The 15,019-nt window shown below is 69.1% G+C and carries 14 protein-coding genes and 3 pseudogenes; 8 read left to right on the top strand and 9 right to left on the bottom strand.

All coding sequences use genetic code 11. The annotated features are described in order from the left end of the window. Nucleotides 1-61: 61 nt before the first annotated feature. Nucleotides 62-115, bottom strand: coding sequence for a hypothetical protein (locus tag FBY35_RS37855; protein ID WP_313904730.1), 54 nt, complete (start codon nt 113-115; stop codon nt 62-64). A 145-nt stretch (nt 116-260) separates the two neighbouring features. After that, a pseudogene (locus FBY35_RS37850) lies at nt 261-515 on the bottom strand (DUF6228 family protein); the annotation flags it as partial. A gap of 195 nt (nt 516-710) precedes the next feature. Here FBY35_RS37850 and FBY35_RS35010 point away from each other — a divergent pair. Then, nucleotides 711-1,091 (top strand): annotated as a pseudogene (locus FBY35_RS35010) (MFS transporter); the annotation flags it as partial. A gap of 12 nt (nt 1,092-1,103) precedes the next feature. Here FBY35_RS35010 and FBY35_RS35005 read toward each other — a convergent pair. From FBY35_RS35005 to FBY35_RS36315, 3 genes are all read right to left on the bottom strand, one after another. Further along, nucleotides 1,104-1,910 (bottom strand): DUF3445 domain-containing protein, encoded by an 807-nt coding sequence (locus FBY35_RS35005; protein ID WP_142217900.1) that lies wholly within the window; start codon nt 1,908-1,910, stop codon nt 1,104-1,106. A gap of 804 nt (nt 1,911-2,714) precedes the next feature. Next, nucleotides 2,715-3,569: an alpha/beta fold hydrolase gene (locus tag FBY35_RS35000; protein ID WP_142217899.1), complete on the bottom strand. Its 855-nt coding sequence runs from the start codon at nt 3,567-3,569 to the stop codon at nt 2,715-2,717. 36 nt (nt 3,570-3,605) lie between these two features. Beyond that, the gene (locus FBY35_RS36315; protein WP_160159368.1) at nt 3,606-3,938 is read right to left on the bottom strand and encodes a hypothetical protein; all 333 of its coding nucleotides are present in this window, start codon (nt 3,936-3,938) and stop codon (nt 3,606-3,608) included. 188 nt (nt 3,939-4,126) lie between these two features. On the opposite strand from FBY35_RS36315, the gene FBY35_RS34995 reads away from it, so the two are divergent. The 3 genes from FBY35_RS34995 (at nt 4,127) to FBY35_RS34985 (ending at nt 5,619) form a co-directional block, all read left to right on the top strand. Continuing rightward, nucleotides 4,127-4,534, top strand: coding sequence for a helix-turn-helix domain-containing protein (locus tag FBY35_RS34995; protein WP_142217898.1), 408 nt, complete (start codon nt 4,127-4,129; stop codon nt 4,532-4,534). A gap of 32 nt (nt 4,535-4,566) precedes the next feature. After that, a complete protein-coding gene (locus FBY35_RS34990) occupies nt 4,567-5,151 on the top strand; it encodes a hypothetical protein (protein ID WP_142217897.1) in 585 nt (194 codons plus the stop codon). A gap of 129 nt (nt 5,152-5,280) precedes the next feature. Further along, nucleotides 5,281-5,619, top strand: coding sequence for a DUF2516 family protein (locus tag FBY35_RS34985; RefSeq protein WP_142217896.1), 339 nt, complete (start codon nt 5,281-5,283; stop codon nt 5,617-5,619). 52 nt (nt 5,620-5,671) lie between these two features. Here the strand turns inward: FBY35_RS34985 and FBY35_RS34980 are convergent, their stop codons facing one another. From FBY35_RS34980 to FBY35_RS34970, 3 genes are all read right to left on the bottom strand, one after another. Then, the gene (locus tag FBY35_RS34980) at nt 5,672-6,937 is read right to left on the bottom strand and encodes a PP2C family protein-serine/threonine phosphatase (RefSeq protein WP_142217895.1); all 1,266 of its coding nucleotides are present in this window, start codon (nt 6,935-6,937) and stop codon (nt 5,672-5,674) included. A gap of 212 nt (nt 6,938-7,149) precedes the next feature. Next, nucleotides 7,150-8,211 (bottom strand): C40 family peptidase, encoded by a 1,062-nt coding sequence (locus FBY35_RS34975; RefSeq protein WP_142217894.1) that lies wholly within the window; start codon nt 8,209-8,211, stop codon nt 7,150-7,152. Nucleotides 8,212-8,434: 223 nt separating this feature from the next. After that, nucleotides 8,435-9,217: a class I SAM-dependent methyltransferase gene (locus FBY35_RS34970; protein WP_142217893.1), complete on the bottom strand. Its 783-nt coding sequence runs from the start codon at nt 9,215-9,217 to the stop codon at nt 8,435-8,437. Nucleotides 9,218-9,377: 160 nt separating this feature from the next. Between FBY35_RS34970 and mshA the strand changes: the two genes are divergently transcribed. The 4 genes and pseudogenes from mshA to FBY35_RS34950 all read left to right on the top strand — a co-directional run. Beyond that, on the top strand, nt 9,378-10,718 hold the full coding sequence (mshA, locus tag FBY35_RS34965; RefSeq protein WP_142217892.1) for a D-inositol-3-phosphate glycosyltransferase: 1,341 nt from the start codon (nt 9,378-9,380) through the stop codon (nt 10,716-10,718). Beyond that, entirely contained in the window at nt 10,711-11,202 is a 492-nt protein-coding gene (locus FBY35_RS34960; RefSeq protein ID WP_142217891.1) for a YbjN domain-containing protein, read from the top strand. Before mshA ends, FBY35_RS34960 begins: the two co-directional genes overlap by 8 nt. Before the next feature lie 364 nt (nt 11,203-11,566). Continuing rightward, a complete protein-coding gene (locus FBY35_RS34955; protein ID WP_260848919.1) occupies nt 11,567-13,246 on the top strand; it encodes a glycosyl hydrolase family 28-related protein in 1,680 nt (559 codons plus the stop codon). A gap of 11 nt (nt 13,247-13,257) precedes the next feature. Further along, nucleotides 13,258-13,602: pseudogene (locus FBY35_RS34950) on the top strand (DUF2000 family protein); the annotation flags it as partial. Nucleotides 13,603-13,616: 14 nt separating this feature from the next. On the opposite strand, the gene FBY35_RS34945 reads toward FBY35_RS34950, so the two are convergent. After that, nucleotides 13,617-14,882, bottom strand: a complete 1,266-nt coding sequence (locus tag FBY35_RS34945) for an MFS transporter (RefSeq protein ID WP_142217889.1) — start codon at nt 14,880-14,882, stop codon at nt 13,617-13,619. Between the last annotated feature and the right edge of the window lie 137 nt (nt 14,883-15,019).

The following is a 15,019-nucleotide window of genomic DNA, read 5'->3' as shown; positions in this document are numbered from 1 at the left end:
CATGAAGGCAGGGCCTCTCGGTGGCTCGGGGCCCGGCGGGCGCTGTTGCGCATGTCGGATGTCACTGGTGCTCCTCGGCGAGGAAGGCCCGGACATCGGCCGCGAGGGAAGTCATCTGCTCGCCGGCCTCCAGCCAGGTGGTCACCTAGGCGCCCCAGCCGCCTGCGGCCTGCGGCCACGGCCGCAAGGCCCGGGTGCCCGACATAGCCGCCGGACCGGAAGGCAGCCGACACCGTCAGGTCGCGGTCGTTGGTATGCCAGCTCCGTTCGCCGTCCCATTCCTGGTAGTCGGTGGCGAGCTCTTCCAGGAACGCGGTGAGGTCGCTGTCCCAGATCCAGGCGACGACTTCGTCGACGCGAGCGGTCAGCCCGGGAGCGCGCAGCTTGACGGCAAAGTGCACGGAGTCTGCGTCGAAGCTGAACCGGTCGCGGAACGTCACGCCGACGGACGCGTTGTCCTGGCAGCGGACGGTCACACTGGCCTCATCGTCAGTGCAGACGTCTGGTGTGGTCATGGGCGGAACGCTAGGTGTGGGCTTGATTCGCTTTGACGGACATCTGAGATCAGGGGTTCTGCCCCGGAAGGACGTCCATCATGGAGAGCATGGGGAAGAAGAAGCCTCGGCCTCGCCGTTCGTTCACGCCGGAGTTCAAGGCCGAGATCGTCGAGCTGTGCCAGCGCGGTGACCGCTCGGTCGGTCAGGTCGCCCCTGCTGCTGGCGGTTCCCTACCTGTTCTTCGTCCTGCAGCCGGGAGTGGCGCTGTCAGCTGTAGCAGTCACCGTCGCCTCCGTCGGCTTCGCCGCGAGCCTGGTCCTCCAGGAACGCCTGATGTCGCTCACCTCCGACGACCTCGCGGGCCAGGCCCTCGGGCTGCACGCAACCGGCATGGCCGCCTGCCAAGGCATCGGCGCACTCCTCGCAGGCACGCTGGCCCAACTGACCTCCCCGGCCACGGCGATGACGCTGATGGCGGCAGCATCGGTCACAGCGACCCTGACCCTCGCGGCGCTGGGCAGGCACGAGGAACGACAGTCGGCCGTCCCCGGTACGCGCCCCGGCTTCCTGTCGGAACCAGCCGTCAGAGACTAGTGAGCTGTCTATTCACCGAAGACCTCCGGGGTGGGCCGCAGCAGGTGCCGGTAGGGGGACGGGCTGAAGCGCTCGCGTAGTTCGTCGAGGACCCACTTGGTGAAGGCCGGATAACTCCAGTAGTGCGAGTGCGGGTGCCAGTTGAAGTGGGGGTTGACGGTCCTTCGGATCTCTTGGACGAATAGCTCGATGCCGGGTGTGCTCCATCAGCCAGTAGAAGTCGGCCGGGACACCGAGAAGTTCGAGGGGCTCGCGCGGAGGGCTTGCAGGGAGGTGCTCATCGAGGATGAGTGATCGCCAGTAAGGGGAGGAAAGGGTCTGGGTCAGCTCGATCACGTTCGGGTAGTAGGCGGCTTCGGATTCCGGATCGTCGTGACGGACGCTCCACTTAGGGCCGAGGATGTCCGTCAGACGCCGACTGATCTTCTTGTTGAAGATGCCGATCTTGTTCCACTCCCGGCAGAGCCTCTTCGCGTCGTAGTAGGCCGCGCGGACGGTGAGGCGTCCGCGCCGGCGGATCAGTCTTCGGTGGCGTCGGTTCGCCGTGATGACTTCCGAGGCGACCTTGGGATGGTTGCTGAGGTCGAGGGAGCTCGTGGTGCCGGTCCAGACCCAGTGGCTCGGGCAGATGACGTCTTCTTGCCGGGCCCAGAATCGCACCCATGGCGAGCTGTGCCAGTTGCCGATGCAGCGGGGGCAGCCGACGCGTTCATGACGGCCCGGAGTGGGCCGTCCGTGGACCCGGTACTGCCTTTGGTCCTCAGATGTGCAGAGCTCGGGAAGCGCATACTTCAGGACCGGCAGGGCAATGCCGCTCACGGCAGCGAGCCGGTGACCTGGAACAGGTGCACCGTGCTTCTGGCTCTCGGCGAGGAACTCCAGGAATTCGTAGGGGTGGAGCTTGTGGGTCTCTGCGATGCGCCATTCGGATCCGTGACGCCACTGTCGTGCAGTTCACTGATCGCGTTGTTCCAGTGCAGCTCGCCAAACTGGGCCGGGGCTGTGGACAGATGCTTCCAGAACAGGGTGATCCAGCCGCCGTGATGGTGGTTCCGCACCCAGATCCGTGTCACGTCGTAGGGGTCGGTGAACCTCCCACAGATCCTTGCGATCAGTGATTCCCGACGGCTGGCGCCGCAGTCCGTTCAGCTGGGCATCGTCGTAGACGCGATGGTTGATCTTCACGTCGTACGCGTTGATGGCCCGCCACTTCGCGGGAAGCAGGCAGCCAGCCCCGCACCCGACGCATGCTCGGGCGCCTGGATCGACGCTACGCCGACAGCCTTCCGCATACGCGCATCTCGTCCCGACTCGTATCTTCGGGACGCGTTCCGGGTCGCCTTGCGCCACCCCGGTATGGAGTCTGCGCTGCCGCTGACGTAACCCTGCGCATCCCGCTGGCATCCTCCCTGGACCCCAGCCAGATTGGTGGGACTCCGCCAAGTCCATCGCCAGAACTGGTGGGACTCCGCCATGTTCCCCGGGAACGGACAGTAGACCTGATGTCCTGTCCCAGATAACTGTGGGCATGGTGGGGCTCTGACCTGTGGTGCTTACGGTTGAGTGGGACGAGCGGGCTCCTCCTGTCCCGCTCAACCGTAGGCAGCCGCCTCTGGGGGTGCGTCAGCGCGCTGCGAGGTTTGCGAGCAGCTCGGCGGCGGGCTTCGGGTGGACGAGCCAGCGCAGGTGACTCCCCTCGAGTGTCCGGACGTCGAAGGGGTTGTCGGGTGTGAGCGCGTTGGCTTCGCGAATCATGCGGTCCTGCGCGGCGAGCGGAATGCTGGCATCGGCGGCCAGGCGCACATAGGTCTTGGGAATCCGGCCCCAGGTCGTGGCCTGTGCCCGGTCGGCGGACGTACCGACGTCGAGGTTCTCATCGGGCTGGAAGGTGTTCAGGAAGGTCCGGAACTCGTCATCGGTGAGGTCGGCGGCGAACGCTCGCTTGAACGCGGCGAGTGCCACCGGGTCGGCGGTGCGGAAGTTGGTCCGGAGGAGACCGAGTTCGGCAGGGTTCCCGACGAGCGTGGCAGCGAAGGCTCCCGCGTCGACGTCCGCCATCTCCGGCTGGGCGTAGTAGTCGCTCACGTCCAGATCGACGGGGCACCAGGCGGAGACGTAAGTGATCTGGTCGATCAGCTCGGGCCGGGCGTTGGCGGCAGCGGTGGTCGTGATGCCGCCCCTGCTGTGGGCGACGAGGATGGTGGGCCCGTTCCGCTTGGCCTGTTCGAGGACTTCGATCACGCGGGCGGCGTTGTCGGCGAGCGTGACTCCCTTGATGCTTCCCGGTTCTGCGGCGAGGGCGTCGAGATCCTGGGGAGCCTGGTAGGTCGCGGGGAAGGTCGCCTCAAATCCGTGCCCCGGAAGGTCGACCGCGACCGAGCGGTGCCCAAGTAAGGCGAGCTCGGCCTGCAGCGGCGCGAACGAGAACGAATTTGCGAAGGCCCCATGAACGAAAACGAATGTCGGCAGATTCTGCATGCCTCAGCCTCCAACAGAACGATCTTCGGAGCAAGATCAAGGGTTCAGGAGGGCTTCGATACGTCTGGCCGTGGTCTCGATGGTGGTGCTGAGCCATGTGCGGCTGGTGCCTCTCAGGGGTGTCTGCATTGGGAAGCGGCGGTGGAATTCGGCGAGGGCCTGCGGGACGACGAGGAGGTCGTCACTGAGGTTCGAAGATCGCCGGATCTTCTTCGACGAACCGGCGCCAGCCCTCCAGCCGTGTGGACGGGTCCCGCATCCTCTGGACAGCGCCAGCGACGTACTGTGCCGGGCTGCGGCCAGTTCGGCGGCCTTCGCCAGCTCCCGCTGCCGCAGCGACCTCACCGCCGGGTCGTACTCGGCCCGCACCGGCCCCTGCGGATCATCCCGCGGACCAGATGACCGGGACCCGGTCGCACATGCCTACAGAAGAACGGGACTGCCCACACATCGCAGAGACAGGACACTGACGTGCGCCGAGAACTCATCACAGTGGCATGGAACACTATTGCAAGCAGCTGCTTGCAATAGTTAGCAATGACGGGCACCATCGAGGTATGGCATCGCTCAACGTCGGCAATCTCGGTGAGTATCTGCGCGAGCAGCGGCGCAATGCGCAGCTGTCCCTGCGGCAGCTCGCCGACGCCGCCGGGGTGTCCAATCCGTATCTGAGCCAGATCGAGCGCGGTCTGCGTAAGCCGAGTGCGGAGGTCCTCCAGCAGGTCGCCAAGGCCCTGCGGATCTCCGCCGAGACGCTCTACGTCCGGGCCGGGATTCTCGACGAGCGGGAGCGGGACGAGCTGGAGACGCGAGCCGTCATCCTTGCCGACCCCTCGATAAACGAGCGGCAGAAGCAAGTACTGCTGCAGATCTACGAGTCCTTCCGCAAGGAGAACGGATCGGACGCCGACGATGACGGCACCCGCATGGACGACGGCAGTGATGCCGCACAACCCTCAGTCTGAACACCGAACTGCGCTCCGGGAGGACCACAGTCATGGCCATCACCGATGACCTGCGTAAGACCCTCACCGACCCGACCCCCCTCTACTTCGCGGCCGGCACGGCCGACCTCGCCGTTCAGCAGGCCAAGAAGGTTCCCGCGCTGATCGAGCAGCTCAAGGCCGAGGCCCCGAGCCGTATCGGCGCCGTGCGCAACGCCGACCCCAAGGCCGTCCAGGAGAGGGTCGCGACCCAGGCCAAGGAGGCCCAGGCCACCGTCCAGGCCAAGGTCACCGAGGTGATCGGGAACCTCGACACCGACCTGAAGAAGCTGGGCGAGAGCGCTCAGGACCTGGCGCTGCGCAGTGTCGGCGTGGCCGCCGAGTACGCGGTCAAGGCCCGTGAGACGTACGAGAAGGTCGCCGAGCACGGCGAGCAGGCCGTGAAGACCTGGCGCGGCGAGGCCGCCGAGGAGATCGCCGAGATCGCCGTGGCCGTCGAGCCCGAGCCGGCGCAGCCCGCGGCCGGCAGCGAGTCGAAGGCCGAGGCCAAGGAAGAGTCGAAGAAGTCCGCTCCGGCGGCCCGCAAGGCCGCGGCGCGCAAGCCGGTGGCGAAGAAGACCACCCCGTCGGCCAAGTAAGTCGGCCACGTAAGGCCCAGCAGGACAGGGTAGGGGCAGAACGGCCGGGCACCTTTGGGGTGCCCGGTGCGTTCTCCCGGTACGTTGGCCGCGGAGGCGCTACCAACCACTCACGAGGCGGTGCTCAGCATGTTGCGCGCGGGATTCGACTTCACTCTCTGGCTGGTGCTGGACCTGGTCTTCCTGGTCACCGCCGTAACTGCGCTGCTCATGGCCGCGTTCGCCCGCGAAGACGCCTACCGGGCGGCCGAAAAGCAGACCAAGGCCTTCTGGCTGATCATCCTGGGCATCACGGTCGCGGTGAACCTGTTCATCTCCGTGCTGTTCCTGTCGATCGCCGGGCTGATCGCCACCATCGTCTTCTTCGTGGACGTCCGGCCCGCTCTCAAGCAGGTCTCGGGCGGCCGCGGCCGCCGCGGCGGCTCCAGCAGCGACGGTCCCTACGGGCCGTACAACGGCGGCAGGTAACCACGGCGGCCGTCGGCACAGCAGCAACGGCGGCCGGCAAGGCGGGCACGGCCTAGCGGCGAGAGCTGTTTCTGCTCAGCAGCAGCACGGCCACATCGTCCGTCAGCTCCCCGCCGTTCAGCTGCCGCACCTCCGCGACCGCCGACTCCAGCAGCGCCTCGCCCTCAAGCCCCGCGGCCAGCTGCCGGTTGACCATCTCGAGCATTCCGTCCTGGCCGAGCCGCTGCTTCTCGCCCGGTCCCCGGCGCCCCTCGATCAGCCCGTCGGTGTACATCATCAGGCTCCACGCGCCGCCCAGCTCCACCTGGCGGCGCGGCCAGCGTGCGCGCGGCAGCAGGCCCAGCGCCGGGCCGCCGTCGTCGTAGGGGAGCAGCTGTGCCGCCCGGCCGTTCCGGGTGACCAGCGGCGTCGGGTGGCCCGCCAGGCACAGGCCCGCCCGCCGGCCGTCCGGTGCGATGTCGACCGTGCACAGCGTGGCGAAGATCTCCTCGCTCTCCCGCTCGTGCTCCAGGACCTGCTGGAGCGTGGAGAGCAGCTCGTCCCCGCACAGGCCCGCGAAGGTCAGGGCTCGCCAGGCGATGCGCAGCTCCACGCCGAGCGCCGCCTCGTCGGGGCCGTGCCCGCAGACGTCGCCGATCATCGCGTGGACGGTGCCGTCCGGGGTGCGGACCGTGTCGTAGAAGTCGCCGCCGAGCAGCGCCCGCAAGCGGCCGGGGCGGTAGCGCGCGGCGAAGCGGAGGTCCGAGCCCTGGAGCAGGGGAGTGGGCAGCAGGCCGCGTTCGAGGCGGGCGTTCTCCTGGGCGCGCAGCCGGGACTCGGCGAGTTTCACCTGGACGGTGTCCGCGCGTTTGCGCTCCACCGCGTAGCGGATGGCGCGGCTCAGCAGCCGCCCGTCGAGCTCGTCGCGGAAGAGATGGTCCTGTGCCCCCACCCGTACCGCTTCGGCTGCGCGCTCCGCGTCGCCCGATGTCGTCAGGGCGAGGACGGCGTGACGCGGCGCGAGGCGCAGTACGTGGTTGAGCGGGCCGAGTTCCCCGTCGCCGGAGCCGGGCAGCGCGAGGTCGACGAGGATGCAGTGGACGTCGTCCGTGAGCAGCCGCTCCGCCTCGGTGAGATTGCGGGCGCTGCGGATACGGACCCGGGTCCCGGCCGCGTCGAGCAGTTCGGGGACGGAGAGGGTACCTGCCGGGTCGTCCTCGATCACCAGTAGCGTGAGGTCGCCGCTGGAGCCCGCGCCTGAGCTCATGCTCGGGCCGGACCTCCCATGGGCGGTTTCCACGGCAGGGACATCTCTCTGTCGCGGTACGGGTACGGGCATCGGTTCCGGTTTCCTTCCCTCCCCCCGAGGGCGGCGGGGCGTCGATCGACGCCCCGCAAGACCGGGACCCTAGCGGTACCTGACGCCGGAGCGGAATGCTCTGGAGCACATGGCCGATGGCATATGCCGCGCATGGGGAGGTACTTGCTCAGTACCCGCTCGGCCAGCCATGACGAACATCACGTGCCGGCCACCCCTGCGTCACCGGTACGTCACTTGTCGGGGCGTACGACTCCGAGAATCGCCATCGAGCCCGCACCCGCGATCGTCACATTCCGCCCGGGACGCGGCGCGTGGACGATCGCACCGTCGCCGATGTACATGCCCACATGGCTGGCGTCCGCGTGATAGATGATCAAGTCGCCGGGCCGCATGTCCTTGATGTCGATCCTGGGCAGCAGCCGCCACTGTTCCTGCGAGGTGCGCGGGATGCCCCGCCCGGCAGCCGCCCAGGCCTGGGACGTCAGCCCCGAGCAGTCGTACGACCGCGGGCCCTCGGCGCCCCACACATACGGCTTGCCGAGCTGCGCCGTGGCGAACCGGACCGCCTTCTTTCCCTGTTCGCTCGACTTGCCGTTGATCTCCTTGAGCACACCCGAACCCAGCCAGGCCGTCTGCGCCTTGTACTCCGCCTGCTGCTCCAGCTGGAGGAGCCGCGCCCGCTCCTCCTTCTCCAGTTTGTCCTCTATTGCCTTGGCTGCGGCGATCTGGGCGTTGATTTCCTTCTTCGCCTGCGCCTGCTTGAGGCGGTTGGACTCCAGCTTCTGCCACTGGGCGCTCGCGTCCTTGGTGTACGACGCCAAGTCGGCCTGTGTCCTGGTCAGTTCGCCGAGGAGGTCCTTGGTGGCCTTCTGGCCCTGCGCGATCCGGCCCGCGCTGTCCAGGAAGAGCTGCGGATCGTCGGTGAGCATCAACTGCGCCTCGGCCGGCAGTCCGCCGCCGCGGTACTGGGCGCGGGCGGCGGCGCCCGCGCGGTTCTTCAGCTCCTCGATACGGGCCTGGCCCTTCACGATCTCCTGGGCCAGTCTGACGATCTCGGCCGACTGCTTTTCGGCCCGCTCCTCGGCGAGGTTGTACGCGTCGGTCGCCGACGCGGCCTTGCGGTAGAGGGCGTCGAGCTCCAGGCGCACGTCTTCCAGTGACTTCTTGTGCTCCCGCGTGCCCTGCGTGGCAGGCGGCGGCTCGGGGGCCGCGAAGGCCTGGCCCGGTGACGCCAGCACGGTCAGAGCGCAGACCAGGGCGATCGCGGCAGTGGCACAGTGGCGTCGGTTCACGACTCCCCCTCCGGGCTCCGGGTGGACGCCGGAGCACCTGACATGTGATTTACCGTCAGTAACGTACGAGTGACGTCGCGATGGTGCCACGACACCCACGAAACCGACAGGGTCAACCGGCCATGATCTGCCGACTGGTGGATCAACCCCACCCGTCAGGGACGAACAACGCGCCCTGGGCGTTCCCCTGTTCGAAAGATGTTCATCCGGAGGGTGGTACAAATCATCCGGAATTGGGCGCGAGCGCAGCCCAGTTCACCGTGACTTCGCCCTGCCGCCAGCGCCCCCGTGCGTCCGCGAGTGGCCAGTCGGCGGCCAGATCCCGTACGGCCCTGATCCAGCGCTGCCGGGCGCCCAATGAGGCGTAGGGAGCGGCTGCCGCCCATGCCCGGTCGAAGTCCCGCAGGAACGCGTGCACCGGCTCTCCCGGCACATTGCGGTGGATCAGCGCCTTGGGGAGGCGTTCGGCCAGATCGGACGGGCGCTCCAGGGAGCCGAGGCGGGTCGCGAAGGTGACCGTGCGCGGACCCTCGGGGCCCAGCGCCACCCACACGTGCCGCCGCCCGATCTCGTCGCAGGTCCCCTCGACGAGCAGCCCGTCCGGAGCCAGGCGGGCACAGAGCCGCGCCCACACGGCGGCGACCTCGCCCTCGGCGTACTGGCGCAGCACATTGGCCGCCCGGATCAGCACCGGCCGCGTCGTGAGCGGCACCTCGAAGCCGCCGTGGCGGAAGCTGAGCCCCTCGCGCTCGTACGGCTTCGCAGCCGCGACCCGCGCCGGGTCGATCTCGATGCCGACGACCTCGCAGCGCGGGTCGGCGGTGCGCAGTCGCTGGAGGAGCTCCAGGGCGGTCCAGGGGGCGGCCCCGTACCCGAGGTCGACGGCGACGGGTACGTCGCCGCGGCGCAGCGCCGGGCCGTGCGTGGCCGCGATCCAGCGGTCCATGCGGCGCAGCCGGTTGGGGTTGGTCGTCCCGCGGGTCGCGGTCCCGACGGGGCGGGTCATAGAAGCGAGGGTATGCGCTCCCGACACGGCCTCCGGCCGGTAATGATTTGGCAAAGCGGGGCCGGGAGGGAAATGGAAGCCGGACCTCCGCTGTTGTGAGGCTCTGAAGGGCTGCTGCTGCCCGCAGCCTGCCCTGCCCGGAGCGAGGAGGACCTTCGACGTGAGCCAGTACGTCTCCCGCCTCGGCAGTGGTCTGGTGGCTCCACGCATCAGGTTCCCCGGCGGCCATCGCAAGCCGCGCCGGATCGCCATGCTCAGCGTTCACACCTCCCCGCTGCACCAGCCGGGAACCGGCGACGCGGGCGGCATGAACGTCTACATCGTCGAACTCGCCAAGCGGCTCGCAGCGATCAACATCGAGGTCGAGATCTTCACGCGGGCCACCGCGGGCGAGCTGGCGCCGGTCGTCGAACTCGCCCCCGGCGTGCTCGTACGCCATGTCGACGCCGGACCGTACGAGGGCCTGGCCAAGGAAGAGCTCCCGGCGCAGCTGTGCGCCTTCACGCACGGCGTGATGCAGGCCTGGGCCGGACACCGCCCCGGCCACTACGACCTGGTCCACTCCCACTACTGGCTCTCCGGCCATGTCGGGTGGCTCGCCGCCGAACGGTGGGGCGTCCCGCTCGTGCACGCCATGCACACCATGGCCAAGGTCAAGAACGCCGCGCTCGCCGACGGTGACACGCCCGAGCCCTCCTTCCGCGTCATCGGTGAGACCCAGATCGTCGCCGCCGCGGACCGGCTCATAGCCAACACCGCGGAGGAGGCCGACGAACTCGTCCGCTTCTACGACGCCGATCCGGCGAAGGTCGCCGTCGTACACCCCGGCGTGAACCTGGACCGCTTCCGTCCCGCCGACGGGCGCGCAGCCGCCAGGGCACGCCTCGGGGTGCCCCAAGACGCCTTCGTCCCGCTCTTCGCCGGCCGTATCCAGCCGCTGAAGGCCCCCGACATCCTGCTCCGCGCGGTCGCGCTCCTCCTGGAACAGGACCCCTCGCTGCGCTCCCGGCTCTTCGTGCCGATCGTCGGCGGCCCGAGCGGCAGCGGTCTGGCCAAGCCCGAGGGCCTGCAGAAACTGGCCGCCCGCCTCGGCATCGCGGACCTCGTCCACTTCCAGCCGCCGGTCGGCCAGGACCTGCTCGCGGACTGGTTCCGGGCCGCGTCCACGCTCGTCATGCCCTCGTACAGCGAATCCTTCGGCCTGGTGGCGATCGAGGCTCAGGCGGCGGGCACGCCGGTGGTGGCGGCGGCCGTCGGAGGCCTGCCGGTGGCGGTACGCGACGAGCGGACCGGCGTCCTCGTCCAGGGCCACAACCCGGCCCACTACGCCGACGCGCTGTACCGCTTCATCGCCGACCCCTCCCTCGTCGCCCGGATGGGCACGGCGGCCGCCCGGCACGCCGAGTCCTTCGGCTGGGACACGGCGGCATCGGCGACGGCGGACGTCTACACGGCGGCGATGTACGAACACCGCCGCCGGGTACGCTCGCACCATGGCTGACGTACAGCAGACGGCGCAGGTCATCGAGCGGACGCTGAAGGACGCGGAACTCGAGTGGGAGAGCCCGGAACCCGGCTCGTACGTGGTCAAACTCCCCGGCACCCGCAAGCTGTCGACGACCTGCTCCCTGCGCGTCGGCAAGCACTCCCTGTCGGTCAACGCCTTCGTCATCCGCCACCCCGACGAGAACGACGCGGCGGTGCACCGGTGGCTGCTGGAGCGCAACCTGAGTCTGTACGGGGTGAGTTACGCGATCGACCGCCTCGGCGACATCTACCTGACCGGCCGCCTCCCGCTCTCCGTGATCAGCGAGGAGGAGCTGGACCGCCTGCTCGGCACGGTGCTGGAGGCGGCGGACGGCGCGTTCAACACGCTGCTGGAGATGGGTTTCGCGAGCGCGATCCGCCGGGAGTACGCGTGGCGAGTGTCGCGGGGGGAGTCGACGCGGAACCTGGATGCGTTCACGCATCTGACTCAGGGGTGAGCTGGGGTTTCCCCGCCCCGCCCTTTCCCGTAACCGGGGCTCCGCCCCGGACCCGCGCCTCAAACTGCCTCAGACTTCGTCCGGGCCCCGCGCGGCTGAATGTGCGGCTGGGCCGCACAGCCGGCCCGTCCGGCGTTTGAGGACACGCGCGAAGCGCGTATCGGGGTACGTGGCGAAGCCCCACACGCGGCGGAGCCGCAAATGTCACAGCGGGATGGCGGTACTCCCACGACCGCCAGGCCGCAGGGGAGACCTCGGCCGGACCACGAACCCCCGCGCGAACTCTTCCCGCGCCCCGCAACCCATGGCATGCTCACCGCCGACGCACACCTGAACGTCGTTCACATCCATGGAAGGCGGGCTCATGGAGACCGGTCAACACGCCATCAGCAGACGGAGTCTGCTCGGCAGTGCCACAGCCGTCGCGGCGGCCTGCGCCACCGGCGGCTCAGCCGGCACCGCGAGCGCCGCCGCCAAGACTTCCACCGCATCTCCCCTCTGGGCCGAGTTCCGCCGCAGCCCGTACACCCACCCCCAGATCCCGTACGTCGGACGAGCCGGCCAACGCCGTGGTGCCGAAGACTTCCCCCGGCGCCCCGTGCTGGCCAACGTCCTTGCCCACGGGGCCAAGCGGGACGGCTCCGCCGACGCCGCTCCCGCCATCAACCGTGCCCTCGCCACTGTCGGCGAACGCGGCGGCGGCACGGTTCACATCCCCGACGGGACCTACCGCATCGACGACCTCATCCGCATCGGGCACAGCAACGTCGTCCTGCGCGGCGCCGGCAGCGGCCGCACCAAGCTGTACGCGACGAAGAACCTCACCGAGCTCGTCGGCCCCTACGGCAGCCGCTACGGCGGTGACAAGTCCTCCTGGTCCTGGGCCGGGGGGCTCATCTGGCTGTGCCCGAACGATCGTTGGGACAGCCTCACCACCGCCATCAAGGCCAAGGCCTGGCCCTTCGAGGGCTGGACCGGCAACAAGCGTGACGAGTGGCGCACCCTCGCCGCCGTCCGGCCCGCCAGGCGCGGCGACTGGTCGGTCGGGGTGGACGACACCACGGCGCTGCACCGCGGACAGCTCGTCCTGCTCCGCCTCGCCGACGACGCGGGCCACACGCTCCTGGAACACATGGCGGGCGGCGGCGCGGGCCCGGAGGCGTATGTCTGGGACGACAAGACCAAGCTGACCAGTTACGTCCCCTACGAATGGCCCGTACGCATCACGGCAGTCAAGCGGAACAAGGTCACCTTCGAGCGCCCCCTGCCGCTCGACACACGCCCCGAATGGGACCCCCGTATCGTCACCCTCGTCACTCCGCTCACCGGCTCCGGAGTCGAGGGCCTGACCCTGGAGGCGATTCAGACTCCGCAGTCCCAGCACCTCCTCGACAAGGGCTACAACGGCGTCACTTTCCAGTGCGCGTACGACTGCTGGGCCGACGACATCACTGTCCGCCATGTCGACAACGGCTTCGGCCTCGTCGCCGCGTCCGCGTGCACCCTGCGCCGCACGCGCGTCGAGGGCCGCGGCTCGCACCATCCGTACTTCTGCCGCGAGGGCTCGCACGACAACCTCGTCGAGGACTTCACCATCGCCGGGCGCACCGTCCCGGCTCCGGCCGGCACCCAGCTCCACGGCATCAACGTGGAGGGCTTGTCCAGCTACAACGTCTGGTCGCGCGGGCAGATGGAGATGGGCACGTTCGACACCCACCGCGGTATGCCGTTCGCCAACGTCCGCACGGACATCACCGTCGACAACACCGGCCGCCACGGCGGCGACGCATCCGCGGGACCCCTCTACGGCGCCCGTTTCACCCACTGGAACGTCACCGTCACCAATGGACGCGCGGGCCTGATCAAGATCGACGAGATCGCCCCGTACAGCGCGACCGTCGCCATCAGCACGGTCCGCGAGTTCGACCAGACCGACGGGCCGGACTTCGGCGGCGCGCTGAACTCCCGCCTGGAGGCGTACGGACAGCCGGGCGCGGTAAGGCCCCGCAATCTGTACGAGGCTCAGCGCGAGCTGGAGCGGTAGCGACCGGGGGGCTGACCGCCTTCCTGGTCAGCGGCCTGGGCTCACAGCTCCCGGAGGTGATCGGCGAACCCTACGAGGACGCGGACGGCGTCCCGTACCTCCCGATGTTCCGCCAGCCGGTCCTGGTCTTCGAGGGCACCAAGGAGACCCTGACGGCGGCCCACGCGCGCGTGCTGGCCCGTTCCCTCCCGCGCGCCGTCTACACGTCCGATCTGTTCACCACGGGCAACGACCGTGACAACCGGGCGGCCGTACGGGCCGTGCCGACGGGGGATCTGGACCTCGTCGGCCTCGCGGCGCACGGGCCGCGGAACGCCGTGGACAAGGTGTTCAAGGGGGCGCGGATGCATCCGTGACGCGCCGGTCGCCGTCACGCGCTGACCGCCGCCGCCTTCTCGGTGCCCTCGGGAGACGCCTCCTCCTCGCTGTCCTGATTCGGCAGGCCGCGCATCAGCAGCCAGTACCCGAGCCCTGCCACCGTGCCGAGGACCGCGCACATGCCCCACAGCCACTCCGCTCCGAACCGGTCGATGACGAAACCGGCGAGCAGCGGGGCGACCAGCGCGGCCACCGACCAGGACAGGGTGTACATGCCCTGGTAGCGGCCGCGGCCGTGCCGGGGCGAGAGCCGCACCACGAGCCCGGTCTGGGTGGGCGCGTTGACGATCTCGGCCAGGGTCCAGACGCACACGGTCAGCGCGTACACGGCGATCGATCCGGCGAATGCGGTGAGCCCGAAGCCGTACCCCGCGAGCAGCGAGGAGATGATCAGCAGCCTGCGTGCGTCGCGGTGCTCGATGAAGCGGGTGACCGGGATCTGCAGGGCCACGATCAGCACACCGTTGGCCGCGATCGCGATACCGAAGTCCGAGCTGGAGAAACCGTCCGCCCCCATTGCCAGCGGCAGCCCGACGTTCCCCTGCATGAAGATCAGCGCGATCAGGAACGACAGTCCGACGACGCTCATGAACCGCCCGTCGCGCAGGACGGTCCCCATACTGATCTGCGGCTCCGCCGGCGCGCCCTTCGTCTCCACACGCTCGGGCCGCGACTCGGGCAGCTTGACGAAGACGACGATCGCGCAGATCAGCGTCATCGCCGCCTCGCCCAGGAATCCGGCGAGATAGCTGTACTCGGCGACGAATCCGGCGGCCGCCGAGGAGACGGCGAAACCCAGGTTGATCGCCCAGTAGTTGAGCGAGAAGGCCCGCACCCGGTCCTCGGGCCGGACGATGTCGGCCATCATCGCCTGCACGGCGGGCCGGGAGGCATTGGAAGCCATACCCACGACAAAGGCGACCGCCGCGATCGCGACCGGATGCTGGACGAAGCCGAGCACCGCGACGGAGACGGCCGTGGATGTCTGTGCGATCAGCAACGTGGGCCGCCGCCCGAGCCGGTCGGTCATCACACCCCCGCCGAGCGAGGAGACGACACCGCCGAGCCCGTGCAGCGAGGCCACGAGACCCGCGTACGAGGCCGAGTAGCCCCGGTCGACGGTCAGGTACAGCGCCATGAACGTCGCGACAAACGCTCCGAGCCGGTTGACGAGCGTGCTCGTCCACAGCCACCAGAACTCACGGGGAAGCCCCGAGACGCTCTCTCGCGCGGCACGTCGCAGGCCGGCTATGAACATACGGATTCCCCCCGGGGAGCAGGCGCTGTAAGTGGCCTGAAGGCCATCCGCACGTTACATACGGCGAGTCTCCACCCGCCAGTCATTTGCCGGCGGACGTCGATCAAGTCCGCACTGCGGGCACCCGAGCGGGGCGG

The organism is Streptomyces sp. SLBN-118 (assembly GCF_006715635.1).
Classification (GTDB): Bacteria; Actinomycetota; Actinomycetes; order Streptomycetales; family Streptomycetaceae; genus Streptomyces.
This window is presented reverse-complemented; position numbering and strand designations above follow the sequence as displayed.